Origin of the sequence: Maribacter sp. 1_MG-2023 (assembly GCF_030547005.1) — a bacterium.
GTDB lineage: Bacteria > Bacteroidota > Bacteroidia > Flavobacteriales > Flavobacteriaceae > Maribacter.
The window spans coordinates 43,095-63,788 of the sequence record NZ_JAUOPN010000017.1 but is presented as its reverse complement, the minus strand read 5'-3'; the positions used below and the strand labels follow the sequence as shown (position 1 = coordinate 63,788).

Below are 20,694 nucleotides of genomic sequence, written 5' to 3'. Positions count from 1 at the left end.
AGCAATGAACACAAGTCAAATAGATAGATATTCCCTAAAGCAGTACACGAGGCTTATGATATCCTTTTTCGGATGTTTATTCGTGTTAACGCTTTTTCAATACGGCATGCTGTATTACAAAGGGGTTATTGATAGTATTTTTTCGGTAAGCTTTTTAAAAGCAATTATTCATCAAATAGGTTTTACCGCTTTAATGGGTATTGTGCTGGTGTTTCCTTTCAATTTTTGGGAAAACTTGCGCTCTAAATACGGCTTTAACCTGGTCTTCGTTATATTAAGTTTTATACTCATATTCGAAGCGCTACTTACTGCCTATTACTGTACAACATTAGTGCCTTTAGGTTCAGATATTTTAGGATATAGCTATGCTGATATGAAAATAACGATAGCTAATTCTGGCGGATTCATGATTTCAGTTTATCTGCTCATTGGTATAACTATATTAATAAGTATGTTTTTGATACTTTATAGAATCACTTCTAAAGTCTATCACCGAATTAGCAAAATGTACCCGTTTACGATAGTTTTGTTCAGTCTTTTTATGGCTTCTTTATTTACAGACGGTAAACCTATTAATCAGAATAAAGTACAATACCTGGCTGTTAACGTATACAACACAAGTACCGAAGACAATTCGTATACGTCAACAGAAGAATACCCATTGGTGCAAAGTGCCAATATAGAAAATGTATTGGGTGAGTATTTTGAATTAAAAGAAGAGAAACCCAATATCGTTTTTATAATGGTTGAAGGTCTTGGTCGTGATTTTGTTGGTGAAGGTGCCGAGTACGGCGGCTTCACTCCGTATTTAGATTCCCTAACAACAAAATCTCTTTATTGGGAAAATTTCTTAAGTAATACAGGTAGAACATTCGGAGTGCTACCATCATTATTAGGTTCGTTGCCTTTTGGTAAAAGCGGATTTATGGAGCTAGAGGAGTATCCAAACAAACTGACTATGTTCAGTGTGCTTAAAAATAATGGGTATCACACGTCATTTTATCAAGGCACCAATAGTTCTTTCGATAAGGTAGACCGATTTTTAACTAGTGAGAACGTTGATTTTGTATTAGATAAATCAGGATTCGGAAGTAAATATCAAAAACAAGCTGAAGATGCTGCTGGTTCTTCTTGGGGATATCCTGATATGGAATTGTTCAAGAAAAGTTTAAGTTTTGAAAGAAGTGCAAATCAACCACGATTAGAGGTCTACATGACTATTAGTACGCACGAACCTTTTATTCCGCCTAATCAAGATCTGTTTGAAGGTAAAGTAAAAAATATACTCGCAAATGGCAGTTTTGACTCTAGGGTCGAGAAAGTGATAGCGAAGAATGATAATGTCTTTGCTACACTTTTATACACCGACAATTCTATAAAATGGTTTATGGAATCATATAAATCGCAACCAAATTACGACAATACTATTTTCATCATTACTGGCGACCATAGACTTATTCCGATACCACAACGTAATAATATTAGCCGTTTTCATGTACCGATGATTATGTACAGCCCTATGCTGAAATCGACCCGTAAAATGAGTTCAGTTTCTTCACATTTCGATATTACACCGTCTATATTGGCATTACTATCTAATTCGTACGAACTCAAAATGCCTAAAAAAGTGGCGTGGATGGGTGGTGCACTTGATATGGAAACTGCATTTAGGTCCACAAAAAATATTCCGTTGATGCGTAATAAGAATGAATTGAAAGAATATATCAGTGGAGAAAAACTATATACCGATGGCGATATCATGGTGTTGGATGAAAATATGGATATCAGTTCTGCCTTTGGAGGTGGATCGATTGAAACTATTTTAGAACGATTTAAATCTGTGAATCATTATGTAACTACGGAGAACAAGATAATACCTGATAGTTTGGCGATTTTTACGATTCAAAAAGAACAATTTACCGATAGTGAAACGGTCTGGTTGAATAGTGTTTACGATGGTAAAGATTCTGATAAAGGATATTTTAAGGCGAGGGATTTAGCATGGAATAAAAAGTGGGATAAAGCGTTATTACTTTGTCGTTACAACCTTTCTGGTGCGCCTAGTCATATCGACACCAAAATACTAATGGGAAGAGTGAATTCTTGGAAAGGAAACCATGAAAAGGCGGCTGAAATATTACAAGAATGCATTTCTATTAATCCGAATTATATAGATTCTTATGCTGCGCTTTTCGATGTTTACTATTGGTCAGATAAATTAAAAGAAGGTTTAGCGCTAATCGATAAGGTTGAGGCAAATAGTTCTAGTGCCAATGAGATTGCAGATAAAATTTCACGGGCACGAACAATTGCAAGAAATGCCGGTATCAAGGTACATAAAACACAACAGAAAAAACCTGCTAATACTATTGCATCCATCAAATAATGAGAAAAAAGTATTTACATATCATTCTTTTGGTTCTAATAACCGGAATTTTTCGCGTTACAGGACAAGATACTGCGGGTAATTTCGATACTGCTTATGCATTGGCATATGAAGGCAAAACCAATACGGCACATAATATGCTGTATTTAATGATTAATAAGCCTGCTACCGATATAGATACTTCAATGTTATGGGCGAGTACGTTAAGCTGGCGAGGTGATTATGATTTAGCACGTGCCGAATTCAACACTATATTATCAACGACTAAGAGCAATAGAGAAGTTTGGATTTCTGCTGTTAAAAACGAACTATATGCAAAAAACTATGCTACAGCATTGGGATTGTCAAATAAAGCTATGGTGCATATAGAGAATGATCAAGAACTAATAAGGCTTCAAGCAATAGCTACTGAAGGCATTAATGGTTTGTTGTATGGCAAAAAAGGCTGGTATAATGTAGATAGTAATGTCAAGACTAAATTGGTAGCTGCTAAAAAACCAAAAAAAACGGTAGCGAAAAAAGTTGAAGACAAAAACGAAGAGTTATTAAGAAAAACACCGGTTACAGAAGAGAAGCTGAAAAATTCTGTAATGGTCAATAGTGCTGTTACGTTCTTTGATCAACGTTTTGATCCTATAACGACATCTAGTATTTCTTATAAAAGACAAACTCCTTTTGGATCTATTATTCCAAGAATAAACAATAGCAATAGAGTAGGTAAGAACGGAATTCAGTTAGACCTAGATCTGTATCCAAAAATTGCAAAAGGATTCTATGCCTATGTAAATTATGGCTACTCTGAATCTGATTTATACCCAAATCACAAGATGGGTAGTGATATATATTATAATCATAAAAGCGGAGTTGAGTTTTCTGCCGGTGGTAGATTCATAAATTTTGCTACTAAAAATGTTAAGTCAATAACCAACTCTTTAGGCTATTATAAAGGTAACTATTATTTCTCCTTACGCTCTTTTATAACGCCTGAGTCTAATAATCTTACTAGGGTCTCGGGTAGCTTGTTAGTGCGTAAATATCTAAAGGATGCCGAAAACTACATGGGTTTAAATGTAGGTTATGGTTTTTCACCTGAGTTGAGACAATTTACGTCGGGTGATCAATTGTTGGCAGAAACACTTCTGTATATTGAATCGCAAAGATTAAGTCTTGAATATCAATTCACAGGTAAAAACAATCTTAGTGCCTATAGAACTAATGTAGGTGTTTTGCGACAAGAGCAATCTTTTGACCCTGGTAGCTATTTTTATTCTATCTCTGCAGGTTTAACCTATGAGTTTAATTTTTAGACTGCATTGCAGATATCCATTTATCGGCGTACATACCATACACCAATCCTAATTCATTATCGTAGACGTACTGCTCATCTTTACCTGTATCGAAGTTTACGTTGAAGACATATACTCTAATTCCCACATCTCTTAACTGCAGCATCAATTTCTTCTGACTTTCAATTATTCTTCTTGAAACCGCTACATGGCTAACATTATTAACTTTCAGAAAATTCACTTTATCTCCTTTAATAGCCATTAACGGCTCTTGAGAAATCATGGTGTGTATACCGTGCTCAGAAGCCTTTTCTACTGCCATAACACTAAATAGTTCCATTATTAGACGGTCCTTATCTATAAATGCATCAGCGAAGGCTATTGGGTCGTTCACTTTATCGGTAATCAATGTAGCATCTGGGTGATTCTTAAACCATGCATTAATACCATCGATATCTAAGGTAGTATAATCGCCATAAATTTTCTGTTTCATAAACTGGGCGTGAGTAGGAGGTAGGCTGCCAGTAAAATCTGTAAAGCGTGCCCACATATTCCAATCATGTGCCGCTACCAATTTTCCGTCGGATGTTTCAATGATGTCCAATTCAAAATTCCGGAACCCCTTTTTATAGTTTTCATCCAAAGCGTGTTTTGAGTTGGTAGATTTTACTCCGTTAATCTCTCCGCCGGCATGGGCAATATATCTATCTATATTTGACTCAAATTCATACACCTCTTTTGGAAAGTAAATTTCTGTACTACCAATAGTTGATGTAATACTTAAGGTTTCTGTGATAGAATTATCATTTACCTGTTCGGTGATAACACCATTTATATTATACATAATGTATGCTTGCCTTCCTTTTAAGGTGCTTAATTGTAGAAAACCTAAATCAGATAACTGCTTCTCGAATCCTGTTAATTGTGCTGCTGCAGAATCATGTGCGAGTATTGCAAAGATTGCTTTAGCTGCTTTCATCTGAGTAAGTACTTCTAATAATTCTTTTACATCTTCTTTATTACCATAGGTGTCAAAAGTCTTGAATTCAAACTTGTTGTCTGCTTGTAGATGCACAATCGTTAAACCACGTTCTATAGATTCGGTTTGTGAATTATAGGTAAATGTACTTCGCTCATGAGTTTTAAAACTATGACTGCTTAGTAGTAGTTCTATTGAACTAAAGTCCTTAAAAGCGAAATCTATTGTATTTTCATTCTCAGCTTTAATCGTAGTCAATGCAAAAAGGAAAGTTAATAGGAATACAATTTTGAAGTTAAATAACATCGGGGGGAATCTTTTCATTATAATTTAATTAAAGCCTTTATTAAAGATATATCTATATCGCTATTATAAAACGTAACTACTTAAATGGTATTGTAGCGCTAAAACCTTCTTTTTCTTAATAGCTATCTTATTATGATTAAAAACATGTTTATTTCTTAAACTAGATACTTTGATTTTTTACTGATTTCAATTTCTAAAAGGCATTCATTGGCTTAAATTAAACCCATTTTTACAGGCTTATCGTTAAAATACCAATAAACAGGATGAAATACACTCTCGTTAAGCCTTGTGAAATATGGTATTAAGCGGTTTAATATGCTTTACAACACCTTTTCATGGGTTTTACAACATATTTAAATTGGTTCACCACATTTTGTTGTAACACCCTTATCATCGGTATATATTTACTTCAAGATATGAATGTCCAAATCAAGATTAACTTTTAAACCTACAATATGCTTTACGACACCTACGGAGAAGAATACCTTGTGTTTCTTCAAGATTTAAATGAGATTCTTAGTATCAACGAACTAGCTGAGTTGGACTATATGTAAAAGTCAAATAAACCAAAACCAAAAAAAACAATCCCATGGCACACCAAAATCAAGATTTTTCATCTTATCAAAATTTTATTCAGGATCTTAATAGCATCCTCGTAAATTATAATATCAACAAATTAACATATTCATAGTGTTTCAAAACATTAAGAAAAAAGAAAGCGCCCGTATAAACGGGCGCTTTCTTTTTTTAAAACAATAATAAGGTCTAACCTAAATATGTCTTTAACAATTTACTTCTAGAGGCATGACGTAATTTACGAATTGCCTTTTCACGAATTTGTCTTACACGTTCTCTTGTTAGATCGAATGTCTGTCCAATTTCTGCTAAAGTCATTGATTGTTGATCACCAATACCATAATATAGTTTAACAACATCTGCCTCTCTTGGCGATAATGTATCTAAAGCTCTATTGATTTCAGTATTCAAAGACTGTTGTAATAAAATATTATCTGGTCTTGGAGACTCACCTGAACGTAAAACGTCATATAGGTTAGAATCTTCGCCTTCACGTAAAGGTGCATCCATAGATACGTGTCTACCTGAATTCTTAAGTGATTGCTTAACTTCAGAAACCGTCATTTCTAATTCTTTTGCAATTTCTTCTGGAGAAGGCGGACGTTCGTGTGCCTGCTCTAAATAAGAAAATGTCTTTTTGATTTTATTAATTGAACCAATTTTGTTCAACGGTAAACGAACTACTCTAGATTGTTCAGCTAAAGCTTGTAATATAGATTGTCTGATCCACCAAACGGCATAGGATATAAACTTAAATCCTCTTGTTTCATCAAATCTTTTTGCTGCTTTAACTAAGCCTAAATTTCCTTCATTAATTAAATCTGGTAATTTAAGACCTTGATTTTGATATTGTTTTGCTACGGAAACTACGAATCTTAAGTTTGCAGTGGTTAATTTTTCCAAAGCTGCTTGACTACCTTCGCGAATCTTCTGCGCTAGTTCTACCTCTTCATTCGCTGTAATCAAATCAATTTTACTGATATCTTGCAAATATTTATCCAGTGATTTCGACTCACGATTCGTTACCTGCTTGATAATCTTTAGTTGCCTCATATGTGTGTATGGAATTTAGAAGTTGTACAAGTTTACAACATACCGCTTTTTATCCGTATTTCCTAATGAATATCACTATACTTCTACAGCATTTATTAGCTTTTACAAAGATTTAGCTATTTAGGACATTGTTTCTGTAAAGCGTATTTTTGAATATAGACACTGTATTTTTATGAGTAAAAGGGCATTAAAATCTTATATATCCAAGCTTCCAAAAAAGGCGCTTGAAGAGCAAATAGTAGAGCTGTACGAGAAATTTCCTGCCGTAAAAACCTATTACGATTTTGCATTCAACCCTAAAGAGGATAAATTGGTGCAAGATGCAAAAGCTAAAATATCTAACGAGTATTTTCCGCTTAAGCGAAGAAGACCTAAAGCAAGACGTTCTGTTGCTCAAAAGTTCTTAAAGCATTTTATCAAATTAGGAGTTGACCCACATTTAATTGCAGATGTTATGTGCTATAATCTAGAAATTGCACAAACCTTCTCGATGGAGAAGAATGTACCCGATTCTTTTTATAGAAGTATGCTGAATTCATTTAACGAGGTTATTCAATTTACTACCGTGCAGGGTGTCTTTCCTGAATTTAGAGAGCGTATCTTAAAAATATATACAGAAACACAAAAACAAAAATGGCTATTTGAAGATGAGTTCTCAAAAGCATTAGATATCATAGATTAGCATATGGCAATAGTAGTTATTAGACAAGATAATAAAATTGAACTTTGGAAGAATGTCTTACAAAAGGCAGATAACTCTTTAAAGGTATACAGCTATCTAGAAGATCACCCAAAAGATGAAATCACCATGGCGGTCATCTGGAAGCATTCTACCGGTACACTTGCCAATTACCCTAATTTAAAATGTATTGCTTCTGCCGGTGCTGGGGTAGATTATATTTTTGAAGACGATAGCCGCCCTAAAAACATTCCTATTACCCGTATCGTTGATCCGTTTTTGGCGGGTGATATGTCTGAGCATGTGCTTGCTGTAATCTTTGCACATCTAAAGAATTTAAACGTTTACAAATTAGACCAAGTTGCCAATGTATGGGGACCTAAGGAGTACTTAAGAATTAAAGATGTTACCGTTGGTATTTTGGGTCTCGGTGAATTGGGTGCACTTACAGCTACTGATCTTACCAAATTCGGATTCAAAGTACAAGGGTGGAGTAGAAGTAAAAAGAATATTGAGGGCGTAGCAACTTTTTCTGGTGCTGATGGACAACAAGAGTTCTTAAAAACTACCGATGTTTTAGTATGTTTATTACCCTTAACTACGGCAACCGAAGGTATTCTAAACAAAGCGTTGTTGTCTCAACTTCCTAAAAATTCATACGTCATTAATGTTGCCCGTGGCGGTCATTTGGTGGACGAAGATTTAATTAAGCTGTTAGATACAGACCATCTTTCTGGGGCTTGTTTAGATGTATATCATACAGAACCATTGCCTAAAAGCCATCCTTTTTGGAATCATAAAAAAGTACACATGACTCCGCATTACGCTAGTGTTTCCGATACTAACTCCGTAATTCCGCAGATTATTGAAAACTACAAAAGGTTAAACTCCGGTGAGAAACTGCAAAATTTAGTAGATTCTGACAAGGGCTACTAATATTGTTTTTTTCAAGTTTTTTATTTCCTAGACCCATAAAAATCTCATAATTTTATAAGGTTTTTGCATTATTAACATAAATAAACGCCTACAAACCTTTTGAAGCTACAAAACGATACTACTGAAAAGACCCTGTACGATTATCAAGAGGAGGATCTACATTCCATTTTTAAATATTTAGATGAGAATGGCGATAATTCTAATTTATTATACCAATTGCCAACCGGTGGTGGTAAAACGGTTGTATTCTCTGAAATTGCCAAACGGTACATTGCAAGAACCAATAAAAAGGTAATTGTACTGACCCACCGTATAGAATTAAGTCAGCAGACATCTAGAATGTTGAACGGCTTCGGTGTTAAGAACAAAATTATAAATAGCGAAGTAAAAGAATGGCAAGACCAAGATGAGTTCATGTGTTTTGTAGCCATGGTCGAAACACTGAATAATCGTTTACAAGAAGAGAAGATCGAGATTAATAATATCGGCTTGGTAATTATTGATGAGGCGCATTATAACTCGTTCCGTAAGCTTTTTAAGTTCTTTGAAAACTCCGTTATTCTTGGGGTTACGGCAACACCGTTAAGTTCTAATATTAAACTACCCATGAAAGACAACTATAAAAAGTTGATCGTGGGCGAGTCTATAGAATCATTGATTCAGAAAAAGTTCTTGGCAAAGGCAAACATGTATAATTATGATGTTAGCCTACAGACCTTAAAACTTGGTATTAGTGGTGATTACACGGTAAAATCTTCTGATGAATTGTATGGTAACCACAGCATGCTTAACAAGCTTGTTTCTGCCTATAATGAAATAGGTAAAGGCACCAAAACGTTAATATTCAATAATGGTATTAACACGTCTAGGTATGTTTGTGAGACTTTTAAAAAGGCTGGTTATAACATTCGTCATTTAGATAATAAGAATAATGCTACGGAGCGAAAAGATATTCTAAAGTGGTTTAAAGAAACACCCGATGCTATTTTGACATCGGTAAGTATTTTGACTACCGGTTTTGATGAACCAAGTGTAGAGACTATTATATTAAACCGTGCTACGAGATCTTTAACGCTCTATTTTCAAATGATTGGTCGTGGTTCTCGATACTTACCTCATAAAGAAGAATTCAACGTTATAGATATGGGAAACAATGTTGCCCGTTTTGGATTATGGAATGCAGGTATCGATTGGCAAGAAATATTTCATTTTCCTGATTTCTATTTAGAGAATATCAAAAACGACGAAGAGATCGAAAGAGAATTCGTTTACGAAATGCCCGCAGATCTACGTGCTGAATTTGCTAAATCTACAGACATAGATTTTGATATAAAAGCAGAATACAAAAAGAGTTTTGCCAACGGCGAAAAATCTAAATTGGTTCTTGAAAGAAGTATTCAGCAGCATGCCAAAATATGTGTTGAAAATTCTGAAGATGTTTTTGATGCTCGTATTCTAGCCAAAAAATTAAAAGAGGAAATCAAATATCGCGTACGCCAATATTCGTATTGTATTATGAACAATACCAAGAATTACAAAGAATGGTTAGAAGAAGATTATGAACGAAAATTGCGTTCTAAAATCTCTAAAATGTTTGCTGCGAAAATGTAAACTTCTTGGGAGTTAGATATTCAGAATTATAGCAGGTCTCATTATCAATTCTATATTCTAGGTTGGTCATTATTAGCGGATAGTCAAAAAGACTTCGTACGTTATTTATATCCACTTAAGTTGTTTAAATTCAAGTGCTACAACCACCAGAATTTATCCTTTTAATGAAAAACCGCTTATTCTCCCTCATTTTACTTCTTACCCTTGTCTTTTATGCAATTGCTGGCTATCTCTTTTTAACTGGTTGGCACCCCATTGTTATGATGCTCATAGCTATTCTTATAGGGGTGGTCATCAACTTAGTAGTTTATATAGTATTTAATTTTTTAGGGAAAGGAATCAGAAATATTCCACTGAAATCTATTACCGCTATTCTAAGTGGTATCGTAGTTTTTATCATTTTAAAATATTTTGGTTTCGGTTGGCCAACAATACTCTATAGCGGTATTGCTGCAGTTGGTATACTACTATGTATTGCTATTTATAGATTTCAATTAAAAAGAACCTTCTCCTCAAACACATTTTTAATTATCATGCTAATCGGTAGCGGTTATATCCTATTCATTTTGGCTGATACCGGCGCTGACCCATATGATAAAGAAGTGCCTTTGGCTTTCTCTGAAAATGAAAACATTTTACCTTCATCGTTACCATTAGAGAACCCTGCTGCTGTTGGTACTCATACAGTTAAAACATTTACTTATGGTAGTGGAACCGATGAGCAACGAGCGGAGTTCTCTACAGGAGTTACCTATACAACCAATTCCGTAGATGGTACCTGGCTAATTCCTGATTGGAAAGACAAAAAGAAAAAATGGCGTGAACGTTACTGGGGTTTTGGTGCCGAGAACTTTCCTTTAAACGGTAGAGTATATATGCCCGAGGGCGATGGTCCATTTCCATTAACGCTTATTGTTCACGGCAACCATAGCATGATTGATTACTCAGATGATGGTTATGGCTATCTGGGCGAGCTTTTGGCAAGTAGGGGAATCATAACTGTTTCTGTCGATGAGAATTTTTTAAACGGCCATTGGTCTGGCGATTTTATGGGTAAAGAAATGCCTGCTCGTGCTTGGCTGCTTCTAAAACATTTAGAACAATGGAGAAACTGGAATGCTGAAGAGGGGCATGAACTTGCAAGTAAAGTAGATATGGATAATATTATGCTCGTTGGGCATTCTCGTGGTGGTGAGGCGGTTTCTATCGCTGCTGCTTATAATCCGTTACCCTATTTTCCTGACCAGGCGAAACAGAAATTCGATTTTAATTTTAATATTAAAAGTGTCATTGCACTAGCACCTACAGATTATAGGTATGATCGCAAGATAATCTTGAACAATATTAATTTCCTTAGCATACAAGGTTCTTATGATTCAGATGAAGTTAGTTTTTGGGGCATGAGACCGTACCGCCGTTTGCAGTATACAGATTCTATTAATCGATTTAAATCGGGCGTGTATATTCACCATGCAAATCACGGTCAGTTTAATTCTACTTGGGGTAATTCAGATTTTGGCGCTCCAGCAAAGTGGTTGTTGAACCTAAATCCGTTATTGAAAGAAGAACAACAACAAGAAGCTGCCAAGGTTTTTATCAGTGCATTTGCCGAAACTACTTTAAAGGACAACCAAGAAAATAGATCTATCTTCAAAAACGTTTCTGTAGCTAAACAATGGTTGCCTGTAGAACATTATTTAACTTCTTTTGAGTCATCTAATTTTCATACTATTGCCGATTTTGAGGAGGATTTAGATATTACTACAGCAAAAAATAACACTAGTATTAGTACTAGCAATTTAGCTTTATGGAAAGAGCAATACTTGCCAACTCGCGATAAAGGTAGCCAAGAGAATAATGCTGTTATCTTAGGATGGGATTATGAAAATTCGATTAGTTCTTCGGATAAGGGAATATATGAAATGATGCTTTCTGCGGATGATTCCATTCCGTTTTCTGCCAATTCAAGTTTACAATTCACCCTAGGTTCAGGAAATCATAAATGGCTAGATATCAATTTAACAGAAGCCCAAAAGGAAGCTAAAAAAGATAAGGAAGAACGGGAAGTGCCACAATTAGATTTCACTATTCAACTAACCGATGCCGCGGGACAAATAAGTACTTTGAAAATAAGTGAGATAAAAGGGATTACGAAACCATTAAAAACTAGGTTTACTAAATTCGCATTTTTAGATAAAGAGATAATCGGTGAAGATTGGGAAGTGCAATTACAGACCTACCATTTTCCTTTGAAGGTATTTGAAAGTATAAATCCAAATTTTAAGGCTTACAAGTTAATATCGATTGTATTTATTTTTGATCAAACAGATTATGGTGTAGTGGTAGTAGATGAAATTGGTATTGCAGGGGAGTAGTGGTGTATAAATACGTGTTAGTCGGTATATGATGACCGAAATAGTATGAGACTAAATTTAAGCCATTTTAGGTTTGTTCGCTTTAGTAATAAAGTTCAAGTCTTTTTTAATTCTAGAATTTTTGAACTTGTGTAAACGCGCAACTTCAGTTTCTTTTTCTGCGCTTAATTGGTAAATTGATTCTGTTACAATAGTAGTTTCAACTGTTTCTATCTCTACCGTAGTGTCATTATACTGAGCTTGAGCATTGATGTTTAAAAAGATGATAAAGAAGATTGTTACTATTGTTTTCATGACTTGCGTTTGTTACCCTTATAAAACGCAGTATACCTTGTTTTACTAGGGTATGAATCGCTGAAAAACACAAAATTCTCGTTAATTGACCGTACTACGGATGAAGTGTAAAATTGCCTCGATTAACGACAAGTCCCATTTTTTCACCTTATCGATATTAAGTGTCGTTGACCGATTAGTGTCTATTTTAAGGTTAATAAATTTTAGTCGTTTATAAGATTGCCACTAAGTGAAAATTAATCTGCAACTGGTGCGAATAGCTTCTCGCAAAGACGAATTAAAACTGAGCACTGTCAACTGAACTGAATACTGAATACTGAGACTGCCTACTGAAACTGAAACTGCCAACTAAATACTTGCTATCGGTCCAACGATTCATTTACTTTGCACTAACACCTAACACCTAAATTCCTATCGAAACCCAAACCCTCCTCGTTATCGCTCTAGTATGGCCAGAACCTGCTTCTACGGCTGCCGGTGTTCGTATGATGCAGTTATTAGACGTATTGCAAAATCAGGGATATTCGATAACTGTTGCTTCTGCAGCATCTAATTCAGATTTTTCGGCTGATGTTACTTCTTTAGGATATCAAACGGCGTATATTAAAATGAACGATAGTTCTTTTGATATTTTTGTTACCGATTTGAAGCCTGATGTGGTATTGTTTGATCGCTTTCTGACCGAAGAGCAATTTGGGTGGCGCGTGGCGGAAATCTGTCCCGATGCGCTTCGGATGTTAGATACCGAAGATTTACATTCCCTTCGTCATGTGCGTGAACAGTGCTTTAAAAAAGATATTCCATTTACTACAGATGCTTGGTTAGCAGATGATAAAACCAAGCGAGAAATTGCTAGTATTTATCGTTGCGATTTGTCTTTAATTATCTCTAGCTATGAACTGAAATTGTTGACCGATGTTATCATAATAGACAAAAGTCTATTGTTGTTACTTCCTTTTATGGTCGATGAAATTACCAACGAAACTACTTGGAAAACTTTTGAAGAAAGAAAAGATTTTATATTTATTGGTGGCGGAAAGCATGCTCCTAATATAGATGCGGTTAAATATTTAAAAACTACCATTTGGCCACTAATTCATACCCAATTACCTGAAGCCAAATTACATATTTACGGTGCCTATTTACCACAGCAAATTGTAGAAATGAATAATCCTGCTGGCGGATTTCTAGTACATGGTAGGGCAGAAGATGTTAATGAAGTCATGCAATCGGCAAAAGTATGTCTAGCTCCGTTACGTTTTGGAGCGGGAATTAAAGGAAAACTACTTTCTGCCATGGAAAATGGTACACCAAGTGTCACCACAACTATAGGTGCCGAAGGTATGCACGGAATTTTAGATTGGAACGGTTACATAGAAAACGACCCTAACGAGTTTGCTAATGCCGCTGTACGTTTGTACTCAACTGAACATGAATGGAATAACGCTCAAGAGAAAGGTAAAACCTTAGTGAATACTTTGTATGCTAAAACCAGTTTAGAAAGTATTCTTTTAGTAAAAATAGACCAACTTCAAAAGGGTTTGAAATCTCACAGAACACAGAACTTCACAGGGGCTTTATTACAACACCAAACCATGACTGCTACTAAGTTTATGAGCAAATGGATTGAGGTGAAGAATAGGGGGGTGAGTTGATGAGTTTCTTTTTAAAACTAGTAAAATATGTTAACTAGTAAATTTATATTTTTACACTAAATAATGAAACAAATATGAAAAACCCTACTATCGGATTTATAGGACTCGGCCTAATGGGCGCCAATATGGTTGAGAACCTACAAAAAAGAGGATTCCAGCTAAATGTAATGGACCTTAACAAAGATGCAGTAGCAACTGTTATCGCTCGCGGTAATGCTAAAGAAGCTGCCTCTCCAAAAGAATTAGCAGAAAATAGTGACATTATCATGTTCTGTTTAACGACTTCTGCTGTTGTAGAAAAAATCGTTTACGGTGAAAATGGTATTCTTGAAGGTATTAAAAAAGGTGCTGTTTTGATAGACTTCGGAACATCAATTCCTGCATCTACGCAGAAAATTGGTAAAGACCTTGCTGCAAAAGGCGCTGGTATGATCGATGCTCCGCTTGGTCGTACACCCGCTCATGCAAAAGACGGATTGCTAAACATTATGGCTGCCGGCGATAAAGATACCTTTGAAAAGGTAAAACCTATATTAGATCAACAAGGGGAACATGTATTTCATTTAGGACCTCTAGGTGCTGGTCATACTACGAAGTTGATCAATAACTTTATGGGTATGACTACAGTTGTAGCAATGTCACAAGCTTTTGCAGCGGCTAAACTTGCTGGTGTAGATGGGCAACAACTTTTCGATATTATGTCTTCTGGACCTTCGAATTCTCCGTTCATGAAGTTTTGTAAAAACTACGCAGTAGATCATGTAAGTGATTTAGGCTTTTCTATCGCCAATGCGAATAAAGATTTAGGTTATTTTGTACAGATGATGGATGATCTTGGTACAGAATCTAAAGTTGCTTCTGCTACATCTGCTAGCCTACAGGCTGCATTCGATGATGGTATGGCAAGCGCAAATGTTCCTGAAATCTTCGATTATTTTGTGAAGTTGAAGAAATAATTGATTTGAGATATTTTAGTTGTGTGAAACAGTTCGCACAACGGTCAAGCTAAGCTTGGTGCGTAAGTAAGGAATTTTTTAGTTTTACTACACGCACGAAGCTTAGTTTTTTTTGTTTAAAGCTAAATCAGCAGTCCTAACATCTACCTAGTTTATAGGGAAATAAATAGAAGAGAAGAATAGGGGGTAGTTGGGGTTTCGTTATCGTTCGGTGTAGAGTGCGTTTTTACACCTTGTTAGCAGCTTTATTTTGTATGTATTTATCCAAATCTTCAAGCTTTCCATCAAATGGTTCTTGTTCCGTCAGTTGATTCCATAGTTCTGAGTTCATCAATTCTTCAGGTAGTTTGCCTTTAAATACATGATATGGCTCGAGGCTTTGACCATTTTTTATAATTCTTGTATTATAAACACTTGCTTTGCTTGAGTCCATTAGTTCTATATATTCAATCTTATTCTTGAGCTTTCTTACACCATCGAATTCCTGACCACCTATCATAATCAGTTTACCATCTCGTTCAATTATGTAATGATCTCCTTCGTCATTGTAGCTTTTAATTTTGGCATATCGATCTATATTTATTTCTCGAACTCTTGCAATACCGGTTTCAATTATCGCCACTTTTTCTTTTAAGAATTTAGGTAAACGGGCTAAATCTTTTACTTCCATTACTAACATCCATATCATGAAGAACGATATAATTAGTATTGGAATGATTAACCATAGCGTTGGGAAATTGTAAATTGCAATTATGAACCCTAGTAAAACTGGAAGTTTAAGTAGAACAGATTTTTTTGTTTTAGGAAAGTAAGATTTTGTTTCGTTCACTTCCTTTAAAATAACTTTCTTATCCGATTCAGATAAATCTCTTTCGTATTCTTTAATCAAGTCGTTCTATTTATCTTTAATTACTGCAATCATGGAGCTAAAAAGAGTTTCAATTCTTTTTAGCAGATGATGCTTAAGTTCGTTTTAAAAAAAATTAAATGCAAATATTAAAACCTAAATAGCTGCCAAGTTTAGATGCAAATGAATAAATGAGAAAAATTGGGGGAGCTAGTGAAGTTTTCTTGTCTGATAAAATTATAGATTAAAAGGTTTTAGAAAAAATAAATTATCAAGGTATAAAACGGCAAAATAAACATCATTATAATCTACTAGAATTATAAATTACTCTTGGTTTCTAATTGTAATAATTTTAATGTTTGATATAAATTTTTGCTCCACAGCCAGAAACTTTTTTAATTTTAATACCTTTTATTTTTTTGTCAATGGTTTTCAAAAGTTTAGAATTTATATCTTTTATAGCATCTTTTTCAGGTCTAGCTGTATTCTTACTTTCGTGTAATTCTAAAATCAATTCTTCATCATTAAATTTTAATACAACTCCATCAATATCAGTTACTATCCTATTATTTGGTGATAAAGAGTAATTGTAAATTTTAATTCTAGAAAGACAAATTAGCACAGAACCTTCAAATTTTCTGTAAGCTGATTTCTTTAATTGATTTAATTCGTGTTTTCTATCTAAATCTTTTTCAGAATCTATGGCTTTGTCTAAATTTTCTTTTAAAGGATTTAAGCCAGCAACCTTTACTCCAAAATAATCATAGTTCTCAAAAGAGTGATTATCTATATCAAAATGGTATTTTGAATCTAGGTGATAACGCAGAACTGCCCAAAGAATATTTTTGAATATTGGTAAATTTTTATTTAATAAAACTTTTTTAATATTTGACGAAATATGTTCTTGGATTGGCTTTTTGAAATCTTCCTTTTCCGCATTTGTTATTGGTAATTTATTTAAATTGGAATCTATTATCTCATTGATTTTTTTAGTTTTATTAAATTCATTTGATGCAGTTCCTATAATTTGTTCAATTGTAATGTTTCCAATATTATAAATGAAAGTTGAAAAATGTTTAATATTAAAATTATCTTCCAAATAAAAATCAATAACTCTTTCGTCAGTAAACGGATTTAAGTCCATTGATGCATCAACACCACTTACTCCTTTTTTTACAGTCAAAATTTGTCGAGTAGCTTTTGAAATCTCTTCAAAAAGCATATTTTTTTTGTCAAGTTGAATTCTTAAAAAGTGATGCAAATTACATACTGTAGGATTATATAATCCATCTTTTAAAGCAGTATCTAGACTCTTCATTACATCTGTTCCGATTGTTTTAGATGCATTTATTTCGTATGACCTTTGATGTTTTTGGCTTTTAATATTCAAATAAAGATTATCACACAAAATAGAAATTAATGGCTCCAATATGATTGAAATCCTTTTGTTTTGATATTTATTCTCAAAAGAATCTAATGATAAAACTGTAGAAAGAATATCTAAATTGAAGGGTAAAGAACTATTTCTTGAATCTAAAGCTATTATAGAAATATCTCTTAAAATGTAATAAAGATTTTTTAGTTGAGAAATCTGAATAGAGCTTGCTATTGGTTCATTTTCTTCTTCTGGCAGTAGTAATAGTTTGTAAATATTAATAAGTTCTTCTTGTCTTTCAACTCTTCTTGTGAATGTCTTATAAATTCTAATAAAACTTATAATATGATGAAAACTTACGTAATCAAAATTATTAATTACTCTTTCAGACCATTTTTTTAATTTTGCATCTTTAATGCAATTAATTAGTTTTCGTTTGTAAGATTTATTTTGAATACAATGAAGAAGTAATGTTTTTTCGTCTCCAATTGTGTTTTTGCAGTGCCCAAAATTAGAAAGTAAAATCCAAGTTTTAATTACGTCATTTCCAGTCTGTTTTGTTCCATTTATTGTGATACTTCCTTGTGCGTTAGTAGTTCCTTTAAATGAGTTTTCAATTAGTTCAGATATTACACATTGTAAAATTAAATAATCAAATCTACTGTGATTTGAGTTTTTAAATGCGTGAGAAATTAAACCTAAATGAGCTGTGTTTTTTTGCCTATCTATTTCTTCAATGTCAATATAATGTTGATATAGTTTCGCACTTAAATCAAGGAAGTTTACAGTAACTTTTCCTAATATTGGAATGTCTTCCTTTATTCTCATAGGCTAATTTTATAATGTTTCCTACTGAATAGCTAAGAAAAGTTTCAATTCTTTTTAGCTGATTCATTATCATGTTTCGGGGAGAGAAAGCTAAGTTCTATATTTCAATAGTTGTACGCAAGTACTTACATAAAGAGTTGTGACCAAGTTATTAACGAAAAGGGTAATTATAATGTAGTTTCAACTTACTTTTCAAAGCTACCTTTCACCAAATCCATCAATTCTTGACCATGTAAATTTTTAGCAATGACCACTCCGTTACTATCAAGAATAAAGTTAGCAGGTATGGTACGAACACGTATTTTCTTTAAAAAAGGTGCATCATCACCTTTTAAATCTGAAGATTGTAGCCAACGGTCTGCGCCATCGCGGGTTGCAGCTGCTTTCCAAGCTGCTTCATCACTTTCTAATGCATAGGCAACAATTTGTAACCCTTGTTCATGATACTCATTATAAAGCGGTACTAGAACCTTACGGTTTTCTAATCTGCAAGGAGCACACCAAGATGCCCATAAGTCAATTATTGTAAGTTTTTCACCTAATACATCTTTGATATATACGGTATCTTTTGACAACAAAGGAAGTTGAATATTCGGGAATTTATCGCCGATTAATACAGGTAAATTAGTCGGCTCACTTTTTTTGCAAAGTTGTTTTACCCACGGGTGACCGGTTTCTTTTTCCTTCCACTTCGTACATTGATTCACTAAAAATTCAGGTACGCGTTCGTAATCGTTTTCTGGACTTACCCATCTTAACGCTACCAATGCCGGCAGAAGATAGGGAGTGCTATCTGCAAACTGCATTAAAGATGACTTGTATTGTAAAATGGCATGTTCTTTTGCCATTAATTCATCGCCGTCTTCAACATTCCAATGCTTATCGGCAAGAAAGGTTTGGTATGCTTCCGCTTTGATATCTCTTACCGCTAACAAAGCGGTATTCAAATCTGAAGGATTTTCTATCGTAAAACTTTTTTGAAATTCATTAAACCGCGCTGTTATTTGAAGTGATTCTCCAGATTGCCAAATAACAGGCATATAGTTAGCCTTTATAGGGTTGTCATTTTGTAAATAATTAGCTCCTTTTCCTGAAGGCTGAACTACCAACTCAAACAAAACCGGTTCTTTAGTAGTTGGTAGTTTGTGGAACTCAAAACTACCATCACTATTTACAACGGCGGAGTCTATTACTTTACCTAAATAGGAAGCTGCTACATGTTGTAAGGTTTCAGGTTGAATTAAGTATATTTTAGTGTTTTCTTTTTCTAATCCTGCTATAGTACCCGATATAGCTGCAGGAGAATTGCACGCCGTATAGTTTAGCGCCAATACGATAAGACCGGTAATGATTTTTAATGGGTTACTTTTCATTTATATCAAATTAATGTCAACGGTAAACTAATTGATGTTTTGATTTATATAGTAGATAATAACGAAGTTCGTTCTTTCAAAAATTGAATACAATGGTAAATAGTAAAATTGTAAAAGGAAAAATCAGGATTACATTAATAAAACATATATCCTCTAAAGTATTTTTCTAAGTAGTCTCTACTTGTTAGCATAATACTTATTTAAATATTCGATATATATTATAGACTGTTCTAAATGGAAGTACATAAACTCCAATAAATCCTGCTCCAAAAAATTTAAGGATTATTCCTATGCATCCAGAAAAATCATCAGAACGTGTTACGGTGACTTTAATCGTGTTTGGTTTCTGTTTAGGTTTTAATGCGTTTATTATATACCATCCTGAAACAAATCCTGCCGATACAAGAAATGGAATATATTTTGTTATAGCACTTAGAATAGGACCATCATCAGGCGATGATAAAGAATCACTACTCATAAATGATTGACCTATTAAACCTGCAATGACAGTGAGTATAAGTTCCAATAAAACTGAACTTACCTCTTTTGTTTTCACTACCCTTGTTTCACCTTTAATAGTTTTCTCTTGTTGTACCCTACAATTATCACAACTAGGTACAGAAAACTGCTCTGTACACTCCGGACACATGCCTCTTCCACAACCTTTACATTGCGAAACTGCTATGATTTCATGATGTTTATAGCAATTCATAAATTAATTTAATTTCATCTATTTTTTTAATTCTCTTATATCTGTGCCTGATTTTTTTGTTGATGAAGATATCGTGACAACTGATTATATAATTTTCCAAAAAAACTAAGTTCGGTTTTACGTTGAATTAGCACAAGTATGTACTACATTATTTGTAGGAAGTTATCAACGAAAGGGTTCATAACTCTAATTATCATTTTTAGAATCATCAAATGGCTAAAAACATTATAGTAAATGTTACAGTTTGAAAAGAAGGTATCATTTCTCCATAAATATCCCAAGCTTCTTCTAAAATGCTTAGGTTTATAGAGTTGATTCGTATCCCTCTTGGTATTTCAAAAGCAACACATTCTACATACGCACCTATCACTCCGCTGGCAGCCGAATCTGAACACTTAACACTTAGACATACATGAAATAGATTGCCACGTCGCGAAAGGCTCCTCACAAAGACGTTTTTTATTTTA

Annotated in this window: 16 protein-coding genes; 8 read left to right on the top strand and 8 right to left on the bottom strand. The window is 34.1% G+C overall.

Translation table 11 applies throughout. The annotated features are described in order from the left end of the window. Nucleotides 1–4: 4 nt before the first annotated feature. Both Q4500_RS16325 and Q4500_RS16320 read left to right on the top strand, forming a co-directional pair. Nucleotides 5–2,386, top strand: a complete 2,382-nt coding sequence (locus tag Q4500_RS16325) for a sulfatase-like hydrolase/transferase (protein WP_303600660.1) — start codon at nt 5–7, stop codon at nt 2,384–2,386. After that, entirely contained in the window at nt 2,386–3,693 is a 1,308-nt protein-coding gene (locus Q4500_RS16320) for a YaiO family outer membrane beta-barrel protein (protein WP_303600659.1), read from the top strand. The genes Q4500_RS16325 and Q4500_RS16320 overlap by 1 nt, the downstream gene beginning before the upstream one ends. On the opposite strand, the gene Q4500_RS16315 is transcribed toward Q4500_RS16320, so the two are convergent. Continuing rightward, on the bottom strand, nt 3,683–4,975 hold the full coding sequence (locus tag Q4500_RS16315; RefSeq protein ID WP_303600658.1) for a hypothetical protein: 1,293 nt from the start codon (nt 4,973–4,975) through the stop codon (nt 3,683–3,685). The genes Q4500_RS16320 and Q4500_RS16315 overlap by 11 nt on opposite strands. A gap of 747 nt (nt 4,976–5,722) precedes the next feature. Continuing rightward, nucleotides 5,723–6,586, bottom strand: coding sequence for an RNA polymerase sigma factor RpoD/SigA (locus Q4500_RS16310; RefSeq protein WP_036154298.1), 864 nt, complete (start codon nt 6,584–6,586; stop codon nt 5,723–5,725). A 172-nt stretch (nt 6,587–6,758) separates the two neighbouring features. On the opposite strand from Q4500_RS16310, the gene Q4500_RS16305 reads away from it, so the two are divergent. From Q4500_RS16305 to Q4500_RS16290, 4 genes are all read left to right on the top strand, one after another. Further along, on the top strand, nt 6,759–7,268 hold the full coding sequence (locus Q4500_RS16305; protein WP_299799536.1) for a DUF6155 family protein: 510 nt from the start codon (nt 6,759–6,761) through the stop codon (nt 7,266–7,268). A 3-nt stretch (nt 7,269–7,271) separates the two neighbouring features. Then, a complete protein-coding gene (locus tag Q4500_RS16300; RefSeq protein WP_303600657.1) occupies nt 7,272–8,201 on the top strand; it encodes a glyoxylate/hydroxypyruvate reductase A in 930 nt (309 codons plus the stop codon). A gap of 99 nt (nt 8,202–8,300) precedes the next feature. After that, entirely contained in the window at nt 8,301–9,812 is a 1,512-nt protein-coding gene (locus Q4500_RS16295; RefSeq protein WP_303600656.1) for a DEAD/DEAH box helicase, read from the top strand. A 164-nt stretch (nt 9,813–9,976) separates the two neighbouring features. Further along, nucleotides 9,977–12,187, top strand: a complete 2,211-nt coding sequence (locus Q4500_RS16290) for a hypothetical protein (RefSeq protein ID WP_303600655.1) — start codon at nt 9,977–9,979, stop codon at nt 12,185–12,187. A 57-nt stretch (nt 12,188–12,244) separates the two neighbouring features. On the opposite strand, the gene Q4500_RS16285 is transcribed toward Q4500_RS16290, so the two are convergent. Then, complete coding sequence (locus Q4500_RS16285; RefSeq protein ID WP_303600654.1) at nt 12,245–12,481, bottom strand: hypothetical protein; 237 nt, start codon at nt 12,479–12,481, stop codon at nt 12,245–12,247. 485 nt (nt 12,482–12,966) lie between these two features. Here Q4500_RS16285 and Q4500_RS16280 point away from each other — a divergent pair, with 485 nt between their 5' ends. Together Q4500_RS16280 and Q4500_RS16275 are read left to right on the top strand one after the other, a co-directional pair. Then, nucleotides 12,967–14,136 (top strand): glycosyltransferase, encoded by a 1,170-nt coding sequence (locus Q4500_RS16280; RefSeq protein ID WP_303600653.1) that lies wholly within the window; start codon nt 12,967–12,969, stop codon nt 14,134–14,136. A gap of 74 nt (nt 14,137–14,210) precedes the next feature. After that, the gene (locus tag Q4500_RS16275; RefSeq protein ID WP_303600652.1) at nt 14,211–15,092 is read left to right on the top strand and encodes an NAD(P)-dependent oxidoreductase; all 882 of its coding nucleotides are present in this window, start codon (nt 14,211–14,213) and stop codon (nt 15,090–15,092) included. Nucleotides 15,093–15,318: 226 nt separating this feature from the next. On the opposite strand, the gene Q4500_RS16270 is transcribed toward Q4500_RS16275, so the two are convergent. The 5 genes from Q4500_RS16270 to Q4500_RS16250 all read right to left on the bottom strand — a co-directional run bounded on the left by Q4500_RS16270 (nt 15,319) and on the right by Q4500_RS16250 (nt 20,675). After that, on the bottom strand, nt 15,319–15,981 hold the full coding sequence (locus tag Q4500_RS16270; protein WP_303600651.1) for a hypothetical protein: 663 nt from the start codon (nt 15,979–15,981) through the stop codon (nt 15,319–15,321). A 310-nt stretch (nt 15,982–16,291) separates the two neighbouring features. Further along, a complete protein-coding gene (locus tag Q4500_RS16265; RefSeq protein WP_303600650.1) occupies nt 16,292–18,142 on the bottom strand; it encodes a hypothetical protein in 1,851 nt (616 codons plus the stop codon). Between the two features lie 185 nt (nt 18,143–18,327). After that, the gene (locus Q4500_RS16260; protein WP_303600649.1) at nt 18,328–19,515 is read right to left on the bottom strand and encodes a TlpA disulfide reductase family protein; all 1,188 of its coding nucleotides are present in this window, start codon (nt 19,513–19,515) and stop codon (nt 18,328–18,330) included. A 196-nt stretch (nt 19,516–19,711) separates the two neighbouring features. Next, on the bottom strand, nt 19,712–20,227 hold the full coding sequence (locus Q4500_RS16255) for a hypothetical protein (protein ID WP_303600648.1): 516 nt from the start codon (nt 20,225–20,227) through the stop codon (nt 19,712–19,714). 208 nt (nt 20,228–20,435) lie between these two features. Next, nucleotides 20,436–20,675: a hypothetical protein gene (locus Q4500_RS16250; protein WP_303600647.1), complete on the bottom strand. Its 240-nt coding sequence runs from the start codon at nt 20,673–20,675 to the stop codon at nt 20,436–20,438. Between the last annotated feature and the right edge of the window lie 19 nt (nt 20,676–20,694).